The sequence below is a fragment of the Streptosporangium sp. NBC_01755 genome, assembly GCF_035917995.1.
Lineage (GTDB): Bacteria > Actinomycetota > Actinomycetes > Streptosporangiales > Streptosporangiaceae > Streptosporangium.
Genome location: NZ_CP109131.1, coordinates 4,495,483 through 4,514,080 on the forward strand (window position 1 = coordinate 4,495,483; position 18,598 = coordinate 4,514,080).

Annotated in this window: 21 protein-coding genes and 1 pseudogene; 16 read left to right on the forward strand and 6 right to left on the reverse strand. The window is 70.0% G+C overall.

Annotation, left to right across the window (positions count from 1 at the left end; all coding sequences use genetic code 11):
* Positions 1 to 20: 20 nt before the first annotated feature.
* Positions 21 to 956 (reverse strand): DUF389 domain-containing protein, encoded by a 936-nt coding sequence (locus OG884_RS21720; protein ID WP_326635584.1) that lies wholly within the window; start codon positions 954 to 956, stop codon positions 21 to 23.
* Between the two features lie 56 nt (positions 957 to 1,012).
* Complete coding sequence (locus OG884_RS21725) at positions 1,013 to 1,534, reverse strand: UTRA domain-containing protein (protein WP_326635586.1); 522 nt, start codon at positions 1,532 to 1,534, stop codon at positions 1,013 to 1,015.
* A gap of 4 nt (positions 1,535 to 1,538) precedes the next feature.
* Between OG884_RS21725 and OG884_RS21730 the strand changes: the two genes are divergently transcribed.
* A complete protein-coding gene (locus tag OG884_RS21730; RefSeq protein WP_326635588.1) occupies positions 1,539 to 1,925 on the forward strand; it encodes a hypothetical protein in 387 nt (128 codons plus the stop codon).
* Between the two features lie 183 nt (positions 1,926 to 2,108).
* On the opposite strand, the gene OG884_RS21735 is transcribed toward OG884_RS21730, so the two are convergent.
* Both OG884_RS21735 and OG884_RS21740 read right to left on the reverse strand, forming a co-directional pair.
* Entirely contained in the window at positions 2,109 to 2,636 is a 528-nt protein-coding gene (locus tag OG884_RS21735; protein WP_326635589.1) for a DinB family protein, read from the reverse strand.
* A 229-nt stretch (positions 2,637 to 2,865) separates the two neighbouring features.
* Positions 2,866 to 2,973 (reverse strand): annotated as a pseudogene (locus OG884_RS21740) (type I pantothenate kinase); the annotation flags it as partial.
* A 125-nt stretch (positions 2,974 to 3,098) separates the two neighbouring features.
* Here OG884_RS21740 and OG884_RS21745 point away from each other — a divergent pair.
* Genes OG884_RS21745 through OG884_RS21755 form a run of 3 tightly spaced genes read left to right on the forward strand, consistent with a single transcriptional unit; the run spans position 3,099 to position 4,137 of the window.
* Positions 3,099 to 3,473: a hypothetical protein gene (locus OG884_RS21745; protein ID WP_326635591.1), complete on the forward strand. Its 375-nt coding sequence runs from the start codon at positions 3,099 to 3,101 to the stop codon at positions 3,471 to 3,473.
* Positions 3,474 to 3,478: 5 nt separating this feature from the next.
* A complete protein-coding gene (locus OG884_RS21750) occupies positions 3,479 to 3,778 on the forward strand; it encodes a hypothetical protein (protein WP_326635592.1) in 300 nt (99 codons plus the stop codon).
* Between the two features lie 5 nt (positions 3,779 to 3,783).
* Positions 3,784 to 4,137, forward strand: coding sequence for a type II toxin-antitoxin system PemK/MazF family toxin (locus OG884_RS21755; RefSeq protein ID WP_326635594.1), 354 nt, complete (start codon positions 3,784 to 3,786; stop codon positions 4,135 to 4,137).
* Positions 4,138 to 4,302: 165 nt separating this feature from the next.
* On the opposite strand, the gene coaA is transcribed toward OG884_RS21755, so the two are convergent.
* Positions 4,303 to 5,238, reverse strand: coding sequence for a type I pantothenate kinase (coaA, locus tag OG884_RS21760; protein ID WP_326635596.1), 936 nt, complete (start codon positions 5,236 to 5,238; stop codon positions 4,303 to 4,305).
* A 122-nt stretch (positions 5,239 to 5,360) separates the two neighbouring features.
* Here coaA and glmS point away from each other — a divergent pair, with 122 nt between their 5' ends.
* From glmS to tsaD, 12 genes are all read left to right on the forward strand, one after another.
* Positions 5,361 to 7,202 (forward strand): glutamine--fructose-6-phosphate transaminase (isomerizing), encoded by a 1,842-nt coding sequence (gene glmS, locus OG884_RS21765; protein ID WP_326635598.1) that lies wholly within the window; start codon positions 5,361 to 5,363, stop codon positions 7,200 to 7,202.
* Between the two features lie 178 nt (positions 7,203 to 7,380).
* On the forward strand, positions 7,381 to 8,796 hold the full coding sequence (locus tag OG884_RS21770) for a PhoX family protein (protein ID WP_326635600.1): 1,416 nt from the start codon (positions 7,381 to 7,383) through the stop codon (positions 8,794 to 8,796).
* Between the two features lie 164 nt (positions 8,797 to 8,960).
* A complete protein-coding gene (locus OG884_RS21775; RefSeq protein ID WP_326635602.1) occupies positions 8,961 to 9,311 on the forward strand; it encodes a holo-ACP synthase in 351 nt (116 codons plus the stop codon).
* Between the two features lie 10 nt (positions 9,312 to 9,321).
* Positions 9,322 to 10,968, forward strand: a complete 1,647-nt coding sequence (locus OG884_RS21780; RefSeq protein ID WP_326635604.1) for an NAD(P)H-hydrate dehydratase — start codon at positions 9,322 to 9,324, stop codon at positions 10,966 to 10,968.
* Entirely contained in the window at positions 10,965 to 12,092 is a 1,128-nt protein-coding gene (gene alr, locus OG884_RS21785) for an alanine racemase (RefSeq protein WP_326635606.1), read from the forward strand. Before OG884_RS21780 ends, alr begins: the two co-directional genes overlap by 4 nt.
* Positions 12,093 to 12,112: 20 nt before the next feature.
* Positions 12,113 to 13,201 (forward strand): alpha/beta fold hydrolase, encoded by a 1,089-nt coding sequence (locus OG884_RS21790; RefSeq protein ID WP_326635608.1) that lies wholly within the window; start codon positions 12,113 to 12,115, stop codon positions 13,199 to 13,201.
* Entirely contained in the window at positions 13,198 to 13,695 is a 498-nt protein-coding gene (gene tsaE / locus OG884_RS21795) for a tRNA (adenosine(37)-N6)-threonylcarbamoyltransferase complex ATPase subunit type 1 TsaE (RefSeq protein ID WP_326635610.1), read from the forward strand. The genes OG884_RS21790 and tsaE overlap by 4 nt, the downstream gene beginning before the upstream one ends.
* A gap of 169 nt (positions 13,696 to 13,864) precedes the next feature.
* Complete coding sequence (locus tag OG884_RS21800) at positions 13,865 to 14,533, forward strand: hypothetical protein (RefSeq protein WP_326635612.1); 669 nt, start codon at positions 13,865 to 13,867, stop codon at positions 14,531 to 14,533.
* Between the two features lie 6 nt (positions 14,534 to 14,539).
* Positions 14,540 to 15,094 (forward strand): class F sortase, encoded by a 555-nt coding sequence (locus OG884_RS21805; RefSeq protein WP_326635614.1) that lies wholly within the window; start codon positions 14,540 to 14,542, stop codon positions 15,092 to 15,094.
* 119 nt (positions 15,095 to 15,213) lie between these two features.
* Complete coding sequence (gene tsaB / locus OG884_RS21810) at positions 15,214 to 15,897, forward strand: tRNA (adenosine(37)-N6)-threonylcarbamoyltransferase complex dimerization subunit type 1 TsaB (protein ID WP_326635616.1); 684 nt, start codon at positions 15,214 to 15,216, stop codon at positions 15,895 to 15,897.
* Positions 15,894 to 16,346 carry a ribosomal protein S18-alanine N-acetyltransferase gene (gene rimI, locus OG884_RS21815; protein WP_326635617.1) on the forward strand — a complete coding sequence of 151 codons (453 nt, stop codon included), beginning with the start codon at positions 15,894 to 15,896 and terminating at the stop codon, positions 16,344 to 16,346. The genes tsaB and rimI overlap by 4 nt, the downstream gene beginning before the upstream one ends.
* Positions 16,339 to 17,370, forward strand: coding sequence for a tRNA (adenosine(37)-N6)-threonylcarbamoyltransferase complex transferase subunit TsaD (gene tsaD, locus OG884_RS21820; protein WP_326635619.1), 1,032 nt, complete (start codon positions 16,339 to 16,341; stop codon positions 17,368 to 17,370). Before rimI ends, tsaD begins: the two co-directional genes overlap by 8 nt.
* A gap of 150 nt (positions 17,371 to 17,520) precedes the next feature.
* Here the strand turns inward: tsaD and OG884_RS21825 are convergent, their stop codons facing one another.
* Positions 17,521 to 18,579, reverse strand: coding sequence for an alkene reductase (locus OG884_RS21825; protein WP_326635620.1), 1,059 nt, complete (start codon positions 18,577 to 18,579; stop codon positions 17,521 to 17,523).
* Positions 18,580 to 18,598 lie beyond the last annotated feature (19 nt).

Below are 18,598 nucleotides of genomic sequence, written 5' to 3' on the forward strand. Positions count from 1 at the left end.
AAAGGGCAATTTTCCGGCCGTCACCCTCGTCCTGAGCGCGTCGGAGGCCGCATGCCGAACCGGGACCAGTAGGCCCGCTGCGCGAGGAGCGTCAGCACCCCGGAGATGATCATGCCTGCGATGTTCACCCCGAGCTGGGCGGCGGAGGCACCCATGTCACCCCAGCGCGACAGTGCGGCGGCGACCGCGAAGTAACCCGCGGCCGGGACCGTGGTGACGGAGATGAAGACGCCGACCAGCGCCGAGGACTTGCCCGCGGTCACCGAGAGCACCCCGGCGGCCCCGGCGAGCAGCGCCACGATGAACGACCACTTGTCGGGCTTGACGATGAACTCGATCTCCTCGTGCCCGGTCCCCAGCGAGCCGGCGTCGATCCAGCCGAGCCACCGCGAGACCAGTGCACAGGCGAAGGTGATCGCGATGGCGACGGCGAAGCCCACGACCAGGGTACGGAGCGCGCGGCCGATCAGCTGCCGATCGATGCGGATCAGACCGAAGCAGATGGCCGCGATCGCGCCGAACTCCGGCCCGAGCACCATCGCGCCGACGATGAGGATCGGCGAGTTGACGATCACACCGATCGCTGCGATCTGTGCGGCGATCGCGAAGAACGCGAGAAAGGCCCAGGTGATCCGGGAGTCGTCGCTGACCCGCTGGGCGAACTCCGCCCAGACCACCGCGTCGTCCCCATCGCCGGGCGCCTCCTCCTGGGCACGCTCGGACACCTCCGAGATCGACAGGTCGACCTCCTCGGCCGCGATCGATCCCTCGGCGTGCAGGCCGAGCCGCTGCAGCCGCTCGATCACCTCGTTGGCGGCCTCGCGGGCGACGTCGAACTGGACGAGGTCCCCGGCGGGGGAGCGCGCGGCACCGGGGAGCACGACGATGTTGACGACACCGACGCAGGTGTCGAGCACCTCCAGCACCCCGTCCGACAGCTCCGACGGACTGATCACGCGCAGATGTAACACGGGCCAACCTTAGGACCTGTGGGGCGGTTCTCCTCAACCCCTTACAGGTCGATGTGGTCGACCCGGATCGCACGGTCTCCCGGGATCACGATCGGGTCCGCGACCTCGACCACTCGGCCCCGGGAGTACATCAGCCTGGTGATCGAGAAAACGGGTACCCCGGAACCGATCCCGAGGCGTTCGGACTCGTCCGGGCTCGGCATGCGGACCGAGGTCTCCTCCGTGATCCTGTCGATCTCGATGCCGAGCGTGCGCAACTGGCCGATGGTGCCGCCGGGCCACGGCTCGTTCCTCGGGTCGGCGACCGGTGTGCCCTCGACGTCCGAGGCCAGCAGGCAGGGCCGGGACATCTGGGAGGGAACGCCCTTGGCGTAGAAGACGAATCGGCGCTCCAGCACACGGACACCGGGCTCGACACCGAACAACCCCGCCAGGCGATCGTCCGCCTCGATCCACCGGAACGCCTTGTCCAGCCGATACTCCGCCCAGGTGATTCCGGCATCCGTGGTGAACGACGTCTGCGGGGTCTCCTGCGGACCGGCGTCGGCCCGATAGCGATCCATGGAGATGCGCCTGGTGATCGGCTGCTCGCGGACCCATGTCCCGCCCCTGCCTTTCGATCACGGCACGGGTCTGTTCCATGTTGATCGCGGAGCGGGTGCCGTGATCGGGCTGGACGAGGCGTGCGTGAGCCCGCACCTGGGCATGGCGCAGCGCGATCATGTTCGGCTCGACTGGCACGGGCCGTGCCGGACGCCCGTACGGGTGCGGCCGGTGGCGTGGACGTGTGTGTGCCAGGCCACGGTGTACGAGCCGTGCGAGGGCGGCGGCCAGGGGTTCATTCGGCGGACCAGGCAGCTCAAGGGGGGCCATCGGGTGGACGAGAGTCACCGCTGGTCGATCGCTGGGTCTCGGGCGACCTGGGCGGCACTGCTGTCCGGAGGAGCCCGATAGTACGGCGTGGCGGCGCGGGATCTGGAGGGACTCGCGCCGCCACGCCATCATGTGAAACTCGGACGGCCGGAGCCTGCCCAGCTGAACGAATGTGTGATCACTCTGATCACACATCCCGACGCGTCATGTCCGCGAGTGCGCGATGCGGTTCGGCACGGATGAGGTCACGGTCACGATCTCGTCTCACCCGGTGGACGCGGCGCGCAGTAGCCGGAGCTGGCCGATCTCGGCGACGTTCTTCATCAGTTCCGCGTTGCCCCAGGCGAGCATGTGGGCGACGGTCAGCTCGGGACTGTCCTGCCAGGGGAAGGGCGCGGTGGCGTCCAGGTCGGTGTCGGTGAGCCGGCCCAGCACCGCCAGCCACTCCGTACGGAGGTCACGCAACCAGTCGACGGTCGCCTGCCCGTTACCGGGCCATCCGATCTCGGTTCGCTCTCGCGGCGTCCGTCCCTGGGCGTGGTCGAGGGTCACGGTCCACCACCAGCCGATGTGCCAGGTGACCCATCCGAGCGTGGGGACCGGGACGGGGTCGAGCTCGGACTCCTCCCAGTCGGGCACCCACACCCCGTCGGCACCCGGACGCACCGTCCAGCAGTGGGCCGCGGGCTCCCACAGGAAGTCCTCCGGCTTCAGCTGCTCTAGGTGAAACTCGAACAGTGACCAGGTCAGGTCGAACTGCCAGCGCAGCAGTTCACAACGGGAAACAGGCACCGGCCGACCCTGCCACACCGCACGCCCACCTCGAAAGTCGTTTTCCGCGGGCCTGCGAGACCCCTCGCCCGCGGCGCCGTATCGCCTTCTTGGAGCCGCGCGAGAGCACTTGGCCGCGACGCCCGGAGCCGCACGGCGTGGCGCGGAGGCCCGGGAGGTGAGGCGGAGCTCCACAGGACACAGCGCGGAGCCTCACAGGACACAGCGCGGAGCGCCGAAGACCGGACGGTCAGATGCGGCGGAGGCGGACGCGCTGGATGGAGTGGTTGGAACCCTTGTGCAGCACCAGGTCCGCCCGGCCCCTGGTGGGGGCGATGTTCTCGACGAGATCGCGTTCGACGTGCAGGTCAACGTTTGGCAGCGAACACCGCGAACCATGTGGAACACTCTCGCATCTAGCCTTTGCTTCGCAACGAAGGCCGGGGCATAGCACACCAGCACGCCTGGTGCCAGACTGAGGGCGTGAAGGAGCGGGAGAGTCCGAACTTGTCAGAGCTTTCGGTTGTTGTTGACTGGAGCGCAGCGGACGGCGTGCCGATCGAGCATGTCAACCAGTTCATCGGGCAGCCTGGTCCGCCGACGCTGAGCAGGACGCCCGATGGCGTCTTCCTGCTGCTTGGCAGCATCCCTCCACCGGTCATCCCCAATGATCCCGAAGGGCAGCGTCGCGCCATTGAGGGGTTGAAAAACGGTTTGAAGGTCACTGTTCACGGTCGTTTTCACTTAAGCCGTGAGCGCCTCGAAGAGCTCATCGATGTTCTGCAGCAGACCGCCGCTAACTACGACACCCTGGTAGAGCAAGGCCGTGCCATATCCGGCCAGGGTGAGAAGGAGTGACTTCGATGGCATCCCTCGTGCTCTCCCCCTTTTCTTCCGCTGGTACCGCTGATGAGTTCCGTTATCAAATTCTCTCTTCCCCTCCCGGTGGCACACGCTCTCGACTTCGCCGGCCGACCGTATCCGCGACGTCACAAGAGGTGCATGTCGTGGTTCAAGGGCCGTGGTCCAAGGTCGTCAGCAACGCTCAAGTGGCTGGGCGTGAACTGACGTTGGAAGAAGAGTTTGATCTCGTGGCCGATGACACCTTCGCTTGGGCCGAAGAGAACCTGCCTGTAGCGGCAGAGACCTGGATGGACGAGTAGCCACAGTGCCCCATCCTTCGGACCCGCCCAAGCGGGGTGAAATCTACTGGGTTGATCACAACCCCGCACGAGGGTCTGAGCAGGCTGGGATGCGGCCAGGTGTCATCATCTCGCGCGACTCTTTCAACAGCCGGATGCGTGTTGTCGTGGTCGCCGCCATGACAAGTCAAGTCAAGCCGTCGCTTACGAAGGTGGCGGTGATGCTCCCCAGGAATCAGCCTTTGAAGAAGGAGGGACAGATTCTCTCCTTCCAGATCATGACCATCGACAAAGCTCGTCTCGGCGGATACATGGGTTGCCTTGACAAGAATCAGATCGAGGATCTTAAAGAGTCGCTGCGCTTCGTCTGGGATCTGTAGGCCTTGGCTTCGTTTTTGGCCCGATGGTGGGTGTCAGGTCGAGTTTGATATCTGGAGGATCGGTCGTCGGCAGGGGAGTGTGAGGGGCCGGCAGGTCCCTCGCCCGGGGTGTGGGGCGGAGCCCCACACGGCGCGGCCCGAGCGCGGAGCGCGAGGCCCAACGGGTCAGATGCGGCGGAGGCGGACGCGGCTGACCGAGTGGTCGGCGCTCTTGTGCAGGACCAGGTCGGCGCGGCCTCTGGTGGGGGCGATGTTCTCCAGGAGGTTGCGCTCGTTGATGTCGCGCCAGATGTCCTTGGCGAACTCGGTCGCCTGCTCCTCGGACAGCTCGGCGAGGTGCCTGAAGTAGGACTTCGGGTCCTCGAAGGCGGTCTGCCGCAGCTTGTGGAAGCGGTCGATGTACCAGTCGCGGATGTGCTCGGCCTTGGCGTCCACGTAGATGGAGAAGTCGAAGTAGTCGTTGATCGCGAGCGCGGTGGGCGGGGCCGGTTGCAGCACGTTGAGGCCCTCGACGATGAGGATGTCGGGGCGGCGGATGGTCTGGACCGCACCGGGCACGATGTCGTACTCCAGGTGGCTGTAGACCGGGGCCGTCACCTCGGGCAGGCCCGCCTTGACGTCGGCGACGAACCTGACCAGGGCCCGCCGGTCGTAGCTCTCCGGGAAGCCCTTCCGGTGCATGATGTTCCTGGCGGTGAGGACCTCGTTCGGGAACAGGAAGCTGTCCGTGGTGATCAGGTCCACCCGGGGGTGCTCCGGCCAGCGGGCCAGCAGGGTGTGCAGCAGCCTGGCGGTGGTCGACTTGCCGACCGCGACGCTGCCGGCGATGCCCAGGACGTACGGGGCCGTTCGCCGCTCGCCGCCGAGGAAGGTGTTGAGTGCCGCGCTGCGCTGCCTGACTCCGGTGAAGTGCAGGTTGAGCAGCCGGGTGAGCGGCAGGTAGATGTCGGTGACCTCGGTCAGGTCGATCGGGTCGTCGACGCCGCGCAGCTCCTCCAGTTCGCTCTCGGTGAGCGTCAGGGGGGTGTTCTTCCGCAGGTCGCTCCACTGAGCCCGGCTCAGCTGCACGTACGGTGTCGCGGTGTCCAAACCGGTGGCCATGTTCAGCAAGCGTACTGATCGCCTCTGCGTACGATCCTGCCGGGTGCCGGGCGGGATTCTTGGGCTGTCTGGGGGGTTCTCCATAGACAAGGTGGCCGATCTCTCAGGGAAGGGGGTAGGGCATGTGCGGCATAGTGGGATATACGGGACAGCGGCAGGCGATCGAGGTCGCCGTCGAGGGACTGGGCCGGCTGGAGTACCGGGGGTACGACTCGGCGGGAATCGCGCTGGTCGGATCCGGCGGCCTGGTCGTGGAGAAACGGGCGGGGAAGCTGGCCAACCTGCGCTCGGCACTGGTCTCGCGGCCCGCGCCGCCGTCGACGGTCGGGATCGGGCACACCAGATGGGCCACCCACGGGGCGCCCACCGACCGCAACGCCCACCCGCACACCGACTGCCACGGGCGGATCGCGGTCATCCACAACGGGATCATCGAGAACTTCGCCGTGCTCAGGAGTGAGCTGGAGGACAAGGGCCACAGGATCGTCTCCGAGACCGACACGGAGGTGGTGGCGCACCTGCTGGAGGAGTTCGCCGCCGGCGGCCTGGCGGAGGCGATGCGCCGGGTCTGCCTGAGGCTGGAAGGGGCGTTCACGCTGCTCGCGGTCTCGGTGGACGAGCCCGAGGTGGTGGTGGGGGCCCGGCGTAACTCGCCGCTGGTGGTCGGCAGGGGGGAAGGGGAGAACTTCCTCGGCTCGGACGTGGCGGCCTTCATCGCCTACACGCGCGAGGCGGTGGAGCTGGGGCAGGACCAGGTGGTCGAGCTGCGTCCCTCGAAGATCACGGTCTTCGACTTCCAGGGGGCTCCGGTCGAGACGCGTGACTACCACGTCGGCTGGGACGCCTCGGCCGCCGAGAAGGACGGCTACGACCACTTCATGCTCAAGGAGATCGCCGAGCAGCCCAGGGCCGTCGCCGACACGCTGCTCGGCAGGGTCGGCCAGGACGGCCTGCTGGTGCTGGACGAGATGCGCCTGTCCGACCAGGAGCTGCGTGACATCAACAAGATCATATTGGTGGCCTGCGGGACCTCCTACCACGCCGGGCTCATCGCGAAGTACGCCATCGAGCACTGGGCCCGGCTGCCCTGCGAGGTCGAGGTGGCCAGCGAGTTCCGCTACCGCGACCCGATCCTCACCCGGGACACGCTGGTCATCGTGATCAGCCAGTCGGGCGAGACGATGGACACGCTCATGGCGGTACGGCACGCGCGTGGGCAGCGCTCCCGGGTGCTGGCGGTCTGCAACGTGAACGGCTCCACGATCTCCCGTGAGTCCGACGCCGTCCTCTACACGCACGCGGGCCCGGAGGTCGCGGTGGCCTCCACCAAGGCGTTCCTCACCCAGCTGGTGGCCTGCTACCTGGTGGCGCTCTACCTCGCGCAGGTCCGGGGCACGAAGTTCGGCGACGAGATCACCCAGATCGTCGACCGGCTGGCGGAGATGCCGTCAAAGGTGAGCGAGGTCCTCTCGACGGTCGAGCCGGTCCGCGCGCTGGCCAGGTCGCTGGCCGATGAGCGGTGCGTGCTCTTCCTCGGGCGGCATGTGGGCCTCCCCGTCGCGCTGGAGGGAGCGCTGAAGCTCAAGGAACTGGCGTACATGCACGCCGAGGGCTTCGCGGCGGGGGAGCTCAAGCACGGCCCGATCGCACTGATCGACAGGGGGCTCCCCGTCGTGGTCGTCGTCCCCTCCCTGTCCGGCCAGCGGGTGATCCACGACAAGATCGTGTCCAATATCCAGGAGATCAGGGCCAGGGGCGCCAGGACCCTCGTCATCGCCGAGGAGGGCGATGACGTGGTCGAGCGGTACGCCGACACGCTGATCCGCGTCCCGGCCGTGCCGACCCTGCTCCAGCCGCTGGTCGCCACGGTGCCGCTCCAGGTCTTCGCCTGCGAGCTGGCCACCGCCAAGGGGCACGACGTCGACCAGCCCCGCAACCTCGCCAAGTCGGTCACGGTGGAGTAAGGCCCGGACGGGGGTTGTCCACAGCCTGTGGACAACCCCCATGGATTACCGATGGGCAAAAGTAGGAATAGGGGCTGCCCGCTTTCCTGCATGGTTAATTGTCGATTTATGCCATATAACGGACTAATAGGGAGGGATTAACGTGACGTGAATCCACCGGACCTCAGGGAGTCGCAAGATGGATCGTCGTCGTTTCCTCGCAGGTAGCGGTGCGCTGGCCGCGGTAGGGGTGGCCGGGCCGTTCGCCGGCGTCGCGCAGGCGGGGCTGAACGGGGAGACCCGCCCCGGAGGCGGGTACGGGCCGCTGAAGCCGGTCGCCGACGAGCGGGACGGCACGGTCCGGCTCCACCTGCCCGACGGCTTCCGCTACGCCTCCTTCAGCGTCGCCGGGGACAGGTTCGGCGACGGGTCCGTCGTCCCCTCCCGGCACGACGGCATGGCCGCGTTCCGCGGGCCCTCGAACACCGCGATCCTCGTCCGCAACCACGAGGTCAGCGGCCCGGTCGGTGCGTTCGGCGACCCGGCCAAGGCCTATGACCCGGTGGCGGGCGGCGGCACCTCCACGCTCAGGGTCACCCGCTACGGCAAGGTGATCTCCGCGGCCCCCAGCCTGACCGGCACCCAGATGAACTGCTCCGGCGGCCCCATGCCCTGGGGTGCCTGGGTGACCTGCGAGGAGACGGTCAACGGGCCGGACGTGGGCAACGACTTCACCGGCCAGGACAACGGCAAGCTCACCCAGAAGCACGGCTACATCTTCGAGGTTCCGCTCAACGGCGGAGCCTCGGGGCCGATCAGGAGCGCCGGGCGGTTCGCCCACGAGTCGGCCGCGTTCGACTCGTTCACCGGCGCCGTCTACCTCACCGAGGACAACTTCGCGTTCGCCTCCGGCTTCTACCGCTACCTGCCTCCGAAGAACCCGCTCCGGGCCGGTCGCATCCTCGACGGCGGCAGGCTCCAGATGCTGGCGGTGCGGGGCGCGCCGGGCAAGGACCTCTCCCTCGGTCAGTCCAGGGGTGCGACCTACGCGACCACCTGGGTGGACATCGACGACCCCGACCCCGCCTTCATCGGCACCCCCGCCAACGACGTCGCCGTCCAGGCGGTCGGCAACCAGGGCAGGGCCAAGGGAGCGGCGCTCTTCTCCCGGCTGGAGGGGGCGATCAACCACCACGGCACGATCTACTTCACCTCCACGCAGGGCGGCGCGACCGCGTCCGGCGACACCCCGCCCAGCGGCTTCGGCAAGGGGCGCGGCCAGGTGTGGGCGTACGAGACGTGGAGCGGGCGGCTCAAGCTCGTCTACGAGTCGCCGGGCTCGGTCACCCTCGACCTGCCGGACAACGTCACCGCCAGCCCCCGGGGCACGCTGGTCCTCTGTGAGGACGGCCCGGGCGACAACTACCTGCGCGGCCTCACCAGCCGTGGCGAGATCTTCGACTTCTCCCGGCTGGCCCCCGTCTCCGGCGACTCGGGTGCCGAGTTCGCCGGCTCGACCTTCGGCCCCGGCGGGCACACCCTCTACGTCAACGTCCAGTCGTCGGCGGGGATGAGCTTCGCCATCTGGGGCCCCTGGCGGCGCGGCGGCTTCTGACACCCGCGAACCGATGCCCGCGCCGGGCCTCATGAACCTGATTCCCGCGCCGGGCCTCATGAACCTGATTCCAGGGAGAACGAGGCTCCGCGCGGGAGTACGGCATGCCGTGTGCGCGGCCCGGGTGAGGACGATGCGGCCCCCGTAGGCCCTAGCCTGGGGGAATGATCGTTGGGATCGGTGTCGACGTCGTGGACGTGGCCAGGTTCGAGGCGACGCTGGCGCGCACACCCGCGCTGCGGGGACGCCTGTTCACCGCGGCCGAGAGCACGCTGGCGACGGAGTCCCTGGCCGCCAGGTTCGCGGCCAAGGAGGCCGTCGCCAAGGCGCTGGGCGCGCCCCCCGGGCTGCGGCACCTGGACGCCGAGGTGCTCATCGGCGAGCACGGCCGGCCCGAGCTGCGGGTGACCGGCCGGGTGGCGGACGTCGCTCTCGCCCTGGGCGTGGTCAGGTGGCACGTCTCCCTGACGCACGACGGGGGCGTCGCCATCGCCTACGTGATCGCCGAGGGATAGATTCGGTGGAATGCGGACCGCGTTCACATCCGACCAGATCAGGGCGGCCGAGGCGGCACTGATGGCGACCCTGCCCGAGGGCACCCTGATGGAGAGGGCGGCCACCGGGCTCGCGGCGGTCTGCGCCAGGATGCTCGGCGGCGTGTACGGCTCCCGTGTCGTGCTGCTCGTCGGCGGCGGGGACAACGGCGGCGACGCCCTTTACGCCGGGGCACGCCTGGCCGCCAGGGGGGCCAGAGTCGACGCGATCATCGCGGGGACGCGCGTCCACGAGGCGGGGCTGGAGGCCCTGCGCCGCGCGGGCGGCCGGGCGACCGCCCCGGACGGCCGGCCGGTCCCCCGAAACAGTGCGGAGTCCCCCCGGGAGAACGCGGAGTCCCCCCAAGAAAGCGCGGAGTCACCCCGGGAGAGCGCGGGGTCCCCTCGAAACAGTGCGGAGTCCCCCCGAGAGAACGCGGAGTCCCCCCGGGAGAGCCCGGTGGGCACGGCTGTCCGCGGCCTGATCGACGCGGCGGACCTGATCGTGGACGGGATGCTCGGGATCGGCGGGGCCGGGGTGCTCAGGGAGCCTTACGCGACTCTCGCCGGGCTCGCGAGTGACGCGCCGGGCGAGGTCGTCGCGGTGGACGTACCGAGCGGGGTGGACGCGAGCAGCGGCCGGGTGGAGGGCGCGGCGGTCCGCGCGGACGCCACGGTCACGTTCGGGGCGTGGAAGACCGGGTTGCTGGTGGATCCCGGCGCCGAGCACGCGGGCCGGGCGGAACTCGTCGACATCGGCCTCGGCCCTCACCTGCCGGAACCCGACGCGACCGCGCTGACGGACGCCGACGTGGCCGCGCTGCTGCCCAGGCCCGGCGCCTCCTCCGACAAGTACCGCCGGGGCGTCGTCGGGATCGCGGCGGGCAGCGAGCGCTACACCGGTGCGGCGGTGCTGGCGGTGGGCGGGGCACTGCGGGCGGGGGTGGGCATGGTCCGCTACGCGGGGGGCGCCGAGCCGGTGGCCCAGGTGCGGGCCCGCTGGCCCGAGGCCGTGATCACCACGCTCGCCCCGGGCGAGGGCGTCGAGGAGGTGGGGCGTGTGCAGGCGTGGGTGCTCGGTCCCGGGCTCGGCACCGGCGAAGAGGCACACGCCGTCGCCCGCTCGGTGCTGGCGAGCGAGGTCCCCGTGCTGGTCGACGCCGACGCGCTGACCCTGGTGGCCCGGGAGCGGGGGCTGCTCCGTCGCGACGCGCCCGTCCTGGTCACCCCGCACGCCGGCGAGCTCTCCCGCCTGATGGACGTGCCGAGGGAGCTGATCGAGGCGCGGCGCCTGGAGAACGTACGGCGGGCGGCGGCCGAGCTGGGCGTGACCGTACTGCTCAAGGGCTCGACCACGCTGGTCGCCGGGAAAGGGCTGCCGGTCAGGATCAACCCCACCGGAAGTCCCTGGCTCGCGACCGGCGGTACCGGTGATGTGCTGGCCGGGCTGGCGGGCGCGCTGCTGGCCGCCGGACTGAGCGGCTATGACGCGGCCTCCTGCGCCGCCTACCTGCACGGGATCGCCGGTAGGCGAGGCCCTCTCGCCGCCTCCGACGTCGCCGAGGCCCTGCCGGAGACGGTGCGGTCATTGGTCAACAGGCTCCGGCAGAGCCGCTCACCTGCCAAACTGGAACGATGAGCTTCCCGATGACTCCCGCCGAGGCACGGGTGGACCTTTCGGCCATCCGCGAGAATCTGGCGCTGCTCGGGAGCCATGCTCCCGGTGCCGAGATGATGGCAGTGGTCAAGGCCGACGCCTACGGGCACGGGCTGGTCCCCGCCGCGCGAGGCTGCCTGGAGGGCGGCGCGGGGCGGCTGGGCACCGCCTACGTCCGCGAGGCCCTCCAGCTGCGGGCCGGCGGGATCACCGCGCCGATCCTGTCGTGGATCCTCACGCCCGGTGAGCCCCTGGAGCAGGCGGTCGAGCACGACATCGAGCTGTCCGCGGGCTCCGCCGGGGTGGTCGACACGATCGCCGACGCCGCGGCCCTGGCCGGCCGGACGGCCAGGGTGCACCTGAAGGCCGACACCGGCATGTCTCGTGGCGGTGCGACACCGGGTGAGTGGCCCGCCCTGCTCGATCGGGCGCTGTGGCGACAGGCCGAGGGGACCGTCGAGATCGCCGGGCTCTGGTCCCACCTCGCCAGCGCGGACATTCCGGGAGATCCGTCCATCGCGGCCCAGCTGATGGTGTTCGACGAGGCGCTGGCCGTCGCGGAGAAGGCGGGCGCCGGAGGCTCCCACGTCATCAGGCACATCGCCAACTCGGCGGCCACCCTGACGCTGCCGCAGGCACACTACGACATGGTCCGTCCCGGGATCGCGACCTTCGGGCTGAGTCCCGTGCCCGAGCTCGGAGACTTCGGGCTGCGCCCCGTGATGACGCTCATGGCGCGGATCGCGCTGGTCAAGCGGGTGCCCGCCGGGTCGGGTGTGTCGTACGGCCATCTGTACGTCACGGATCGGGAAACCACGCTCGGCCTTGTCCCGCTCGGATACGCGGACGGGATCCCGAGGCACGCCACCAACCTGGCGGAGGCGCTGGCGGGCGGCCGCAGGCGGCGGATCGCCGGCCGGGTCTGCATGGACCAGTTCGTGATCGATGTGGGCGACGACCCGCTGGCGGAGGGCGACGAGGTGATCCTGTTCGGTGACGGTTCGCGAGGTGAGCCGACCGCCCAGGAATGGGCGGATTCTCTCGGCACGATCACGCATGAGATCGTGACCGGGATCGGTTCGCGGGTCCCACGCGTTTACCGGTGAAAGGCAGCTCAGGGGGTCGCATGAGTATTACCACACGGCGCAAGGTCGGTATCGCGGGCGCGATCGTCGGTGTCGCGTCCGCGGGAGTGGCCGCCGGGGCCCTCGCCAAGCGGTATGCGGTAGGCCGGATCAGACTCCGCCCCGACCTGGAGGTGAGCGAGCCGCTGGGAGAGCTTCGGGGCCGTCCCACCACGGTCACCACCTCCGACGGGGTTCCGCTGTACGCCGAGGTGGACGGCGTCCAGGACGCTCCGCTGACCGTGGTGTTCTGCCACGGCTACACGCTCAACCTCGACTCCTGGCACTACCAGCGGCGCGACCTGAGTGACGCCTATCGCCTGGTCCTGTGGGACCAGCGCTCCCATGGGCGCTCGCCGCGCATCCCGACGAAAGACTGCTCGATCGACCGGCTCGGCGACGACCTGGCCGAGATCATCGAGGCCCTGGTGCCGGGCCCGTGCGTGCTCGTCGGCCACTCCATGGGCGGTATGACGATCATGGCGCTGGCCGACCGGCACCCCGAGCTGTTCGGTGACAAGATCAAGGGCGTCGCGCTGATCTCCACATCTCCCGGCAAGCTCGGCGAGATCTCCCTCGGCCTGCCCGCGCTGCTGTCGAAGGTGGTGCACAAGGTCACGCCGGGCACGGTGTCGATCCTGAGGCGCGGTGGCACGCTGGTCGACAAGAGCCGCCAGGTCGGCAATGACGTGGCCTTCCTGGCCCTGCGCCACCTGGGTTTCGGCGATTCCATGAACGTCAGTCCCACGGTCGTCGACTTCGTCGAGTCGATGATCCGTTCCACCCCTTTCGAGGTGATCGCCGAGTTCTACCCGGCGCTGATATCGCACGACAAGCTGAGCGCGCTGGGCGTGCTGGACGAGGTGCCCACCTCCATCATGGTCGGCGACAAGGACTGGCTCACCCCCGTCGAACACAGCAAGGCGATGGCGGCGGCGCTGCCGAGCGCCCGGTTCACCGAGATCTCAGAGAGCTCGCACCTGGTCCATCTGGAGCGGCCGGCGGTCGTCAACAACGCGCTGCACGACCTGCTCAAGCGGGCGATCGCCGATGCCGATGCCGATGCCGACGCGGGCGACGAGGACCGATGAGCTCGGACACGGGTGCGAGTGGTGACGGGAGTGACGCAGCGGTGAGAATCGTGGCGACGGCCGAGGAGATGCGGGAGCTGGGCGAGAGGCTGGCCGCGCTGCTGCGGCCGGGAGACCTGGCGGTGCTGTCGGGCCCGCTCGGCGCGGGCAAGACGACCCTGGTGCAGGGGATCGCCGAAGGGCTCAAGGTACGCGGACCGATCACCTCGCCGACCTTCGTCATCGCCCGGGTGCATCCCTCGCTCTCCGGCGGTCCCGCGCTGGTCCATGTGGACGCCTACCGCCTCGGCGGTGACCTGGAGGTCGACGACCTGGACCTGGACGCCTCGCTGGAGGAGTCGGTGACCGTCGTGGAGTGGGGCGAGGGCCTGGTGGAGGGGCTCGCCGACGACCGGCTGGAGATCCTCATCGGCAGGGGTGCGTCCGGCGAGCCGGGCGAGGAACGGACCGTGACCCTGCGCGGGGTCGGACCGCGTTGGGAAGGTGTCATCTGATTTGCCTACGGGGACGGGGAAATCCTGACACGCTGGTACTGCGAGCCATTGGTCTAGATCGTCGGGCGCGTTGATCGACTCTGGCGGGTTTGCCCATGTTTAATGGGGAACAGGTGGGACATCGTGCCGGGCGAGGGTCGTCGGCCGGAGGGCGAAGTGGAGTTCGACGGTGCCAAGCGTCAAGCGTGTCGCGGTTGCGGGAGCCATCGTTCTTTTCGGGATTGCCGGGTGCTCGGCGGAGGCCAACTCGGGCAGCCCGACGAGCACGCCCACGGCAGCCCCGCCTGACTCCGGCAGCAGCCGGCAGGACATCGAGGTCCAGCTCCAGCCGGCCCGCGCCAAGGCCGGGCAGAAGGTGTGGGTCCTGGCGAACTGCCCGATCCCGCAAGGGGGTCCCGAGCACCGCGGCACCGCGTCATCCCGGATCTTCCGCACCCCGGTGACCCTTGACCCGATCCTCGCGACGCCCACACCGGCTCCCGCGAACACCGCCAGCCCGACGCCGCGCCCGTGGGTCCGCGGTCAGGCCACCGTCGCCGACGGCACGGCCGCCGGTGTCTACGAGGTCAACGCCAGGTGCGAGGGGACCAACGACACAGGCAAGACCAACCTCAGGATCGTGTCCGACACCGAGCCGAGCTCCACCTCGACGTCCAAGCCCACTTCCAAGCCGACCAGGACGATCATCAGCACCGAGGCGCCGGGCACGGGCGGCGGTGGCACCGCGGCAGGAGGCCCCGCCGACTCGGGCGCGCCGATCGGCACGACGGGCGTCCTGCTCGCCCTCGGCCTGGCGGGCGGCATCGGCATCGTGGTCGTGCGTCGCCGTCGCTCGTAGTCCCTGATGGCCGATTCCACCCGCTGGTCCAGGGTCATCCTGGCCGGAGTCGTCACCGGTGCCGTCGTGGTCGCACTCAACAGCAGGGGCGGCGGCGAGGAGAAGCCGCCGGCCCGCGCCTCGGTCGTGCCCAGCCGCATCGACATCCCGTCCCTGGGTATCAAGGCGCCCCTGATGAAGCTCGGTGTGACGGACGGCCGGATCGACCTGCCACCGTACGAGAAGCCGAACAGTGCGGGCTGGGTCAAGGACAGCGCGGTCCCCGGGGACGAGGGTTCCGCGGTGATCCTCGGGCACGTGGACACCAAGACCGCGCCCGCCGTCTTCTACAAGCTCAAGGAGATGAGGGAGGGACAGGTCATCAAGGTGGTGCGCAGCGACGGCAAGGTCGCCCAGTACCGGGTGGACACGATCGAGCAGATCAGCAAGAAACGGTTCCCCGCCGACAAGGTCTACCTTGAGGACGGCCTGCGGCTCATCACCTGCGGCGGGACCTTCGACTGGGACAGCAACGAATATCGCGACAACCTCATCGTCTACGCCACCCTGGTCAAGACCTGAGCCCACTCACCTGGGGCTCGGACGGGGGAGCGGCAGGCCACCCGCCGAGCAGGCCCTCACCCGCGCCCCACGCGGGCAGTGCTCCTGAGCCCTCCCGGGAAGGACTAGGCTAACTGTTCGTGCTGGTCCTGGCCTTTGACACCGCAACCCCCGCCGTCACAGCAGCGCTGCACGACGGTGCGAGGGTCCTCGCCGAGTCGACGACGGTCGACGCGCGCCGCCACGGCGAGCTGCTCGTGCCCACGATCGAGACGGTCCTGAGCGAGGCCGGAGCCTCGCTCCGCGACGTCACCACAGTCGTCGCGGGCTCCGGCCCCGGCCCCTACACCGGGCTCCGGGTCGGACTGGTGACCGCCCAGGCCCTCGCGACGTCACTGGGCGTCCCGGCGTACGGCGTGTGCACGCTCGACGCGATCGCCTACGGCAGCGGGCTGACCGAGCCGTTCCTGGTGGCCACCGACGCCCGGCGCAAGGAGGTGTTCTGGGGGCACTACCAGGAGATGCGCGCCCGGCTGTCCGGCCCCGCGGTGGACCGGCCCCAGGACCTGCCGGGGGAGCTCCCGCTGGTCGGTGCGGGCGCGCGGATGTACGCCGAGGTCGTCGGGGCCTCCCGGCTGCTGGACGCGCCGGAGTATCCCCACGCGGGCGCGCTGGCCGCGCTGGCCGCCGAACAACTCGGCGAGCCGGGCGTCCGCGCGGTCGTCGAGAGCGGCACCCACCCCGTGCTCGGCCTGCCCCGCCCGATCTACCTGCGCCGCCCCGACGCCCGGGTGCCCTCGGCGCCGAAGAAGGTCTCCGCATGACGACGGTGCTCCGTCAGATGACCTTCGACGACCTGCCCGCGGTCATGGAGATCGAGCGCAAGACCTTTCCCGCCGACGCCTGGAGCGAGGGCATGCTCCGCGGCGAGCTCAACGACCAGCCGAGGACCAGGCACTACGTGGTGGCCCTGGCCGAGGAGGTGATCGTCGGCTACGCGGGCCTCGCCGCGGCGGGGGACCAGGCCGACGTGCAGACCATCGCCGTCCTGGCCGAGTGGCGCCGGAGCGGTGTCGGCGGCGCCCTGCTGACCGAGCTGCTGACCGAGGCCGCGCGCCGGGGCGCGGTCTCGGTCTTCCTTGAGGTGCGCGCCGACAACCCGGGCGCGCAGGCGGTCTATGACAGGTTCGGGTTCGAGCAGATCGGCCTGCGCCTCCGCTACTACGAGGACGGCACCGACGCGATCATGATGAGAAAGGATCTCCATGCGTGACGAACCGGTGGTCCTGGGCATCGAGACCTCCTGCGACGAGACGGGGGTGGGCATCGTCCGGGGGCACACCATGCTGGCCAACGCCATCGCCTCCAGCGTCGAGCAGCACGCCCGTTTCGGCGGGGTGGTGCCCGAGGTCGCCTCCAGGGCGCACCTGGAGGCGATGACCCCGACCGTCGAGCGGGCCCTGGAACGGGCGGGCCTGCGCCTCGCCGACATCGACGCGATCGCGGTCACCGCCGGGCCGGGCCTGTCCGGCGCGCTGCTCGTCGGCGTCGCCGCCGCCAAGGCGTACTCGCTGGGCCTGGGCGTGCCGCTGTACGGCGTCAACCACCTGGCCGCCCACGTCGCGGTGGACCAGCTGGAGCACGGAGCCCTGCCCAAGCCGTGCATCGCCATGCTGGTCTCCGGCGGGCACTCGTCCCTGCTGCTGGTGCCCGACGTCGCGAGGGACGTCATCTCGCTGGGATCCACCGTGGACGACGCCGCGGGTGAGGCGTTCGACAAGGTGGCCAGGGTGCTCGGCCTGCCGTTCCCCGGCGGGCCGCACATCGACAGGGTGGCCCGCGACGGCTCCGGCGCGGCCATCGCCTTCCCCCGCGGCAAGTACGACGACGGGACGCTCGACTTCTCCTTCTCCGGCCTGAAGACCGCCGTGGCCCGGTGGGTGGAGGCCAGGGAGAAGGCGGGTGAGTCGATCCACGTGCCCGACGTGGCGGCGTCGTTCCAGGAGGCCGTCGTCGACGTGCTGACCCGCAAGGCCCTGCGCGCGTGCGCCGAGTACGACGTCGGTGACCTGCTGATCGGCGGCGGCGTGGCGGCCAACTCCCGTCTGAGGGCGATGGCGCGGGAGCGCTGCGAGGCGGCCGGGGTCCGGCTGCGGGTCCCCAGCCCCGGGCTGTGCACGGACAACGGCGCCATGGTGGCGGCCCTGGGCTCCGACCTGGTGGCGGCAGGTGTCGAGCCGTCGCGGCTGGACATCCCCGCCGACTCCTCGCTGCCCGTCACCACGGTCCACGTGTGACGCTCGCGGCCGTCCACGGGGGCCGGTGCGCTGAGTGTGACGCTCGCGGCCGTCCACGGGGGCCCCGGTGCCCGCCGGCCGTCGCGCCCCCGGTAGGCGGCGGCTGTACGGGCTCTTCGAGGCGGTTCCCGGCCGCCGGTCGCGCCGCTCCTACGCGGAGTGCAGGGCCAGCACCGGGTAGTCCGTGTAACCGCGGTGGTCGCCGCCGAAGGCCGAGCTGAAGTCGGCCTGGTTGAGCTCGGCGCCGAGGCGGAGGCGGAGCGGCAGGTCGGGATTTGCCAGGAACGACGCGCCCAGCGAGACCAGGTCGGCGCCGCGCTCCAGCGAGTGCGAGATCCTGGCGGCCGGGTCGCCTATCGACGTGTCGTTGACGATGAGGGTGTTCGGCCAGGATCTGCGGATCTCCTGGGTGAGGTCGTCAGAGGAGCCCGCCACCAGGTGCAGGTAGGCCAGGTCGATCCCGGCGAGCTCGGAGGCCAGCGCCGGGTAGACCTCGTGCATGTCCTCCTCGACCAGGTCACCCGCTCCGCTGCCCGGCGAGAACCGGATACCGACCCGGGATGAGCCGATCCGGTCGGCGACCGCCCGCGCGGTCTCCACGCCGAAACGGATCCTGTTGTCCACCGACCCGCCGAAGCGGTCCTCGCGCAGGTTGGCGTTCTGTGACAGGAACTGGTGGATGAGATAGCCGTTGGCGCCGTGCAGTTCGACCCCGTCGAAGCCCGCCTCCACGGCGCGGGCGGCGGCGTCCGCGAAGTCCTGGACGGTCGCCTCCGCCTCGGCGGTCGTCAGCTCCCGCGGCGTGGGGTAGTCCTGCATGCCGTTGGGCGTGAAGATCTGTCCCGCCGGTCGTACGGTGGACGGCCCGATGGGCAGCGCGCCGGTGTTGTCGGGGTGGCCGATCCGGCCGGAGTGCATGATCTGGGCGAAGATCCTGCCGCCCGCCGCGTGGACGGCGTCGGTGACCTCCCGCCATCCGGCCACCTGCTCGTCGGTGTGCAGTCCCGGGGTGTCCATGTAACCCTTTCCCGCCTGGCTGGGCTGCACCCCCTCGGTGATGATCAGGCCGGCGGAGGCCCGCTGAGCGTAGTAGAGGGCGGTCAGCGAAGAGGGGATCCCGTCGGCGTAGGACCGCGAGCGGGTCATGGGGGCCATCACCAGGCGGTTGGGCAGCTGGAGGCCGGCGAGTGTGAACGGTGCGAACGGCATGACGAATCCTTTCTTGGCC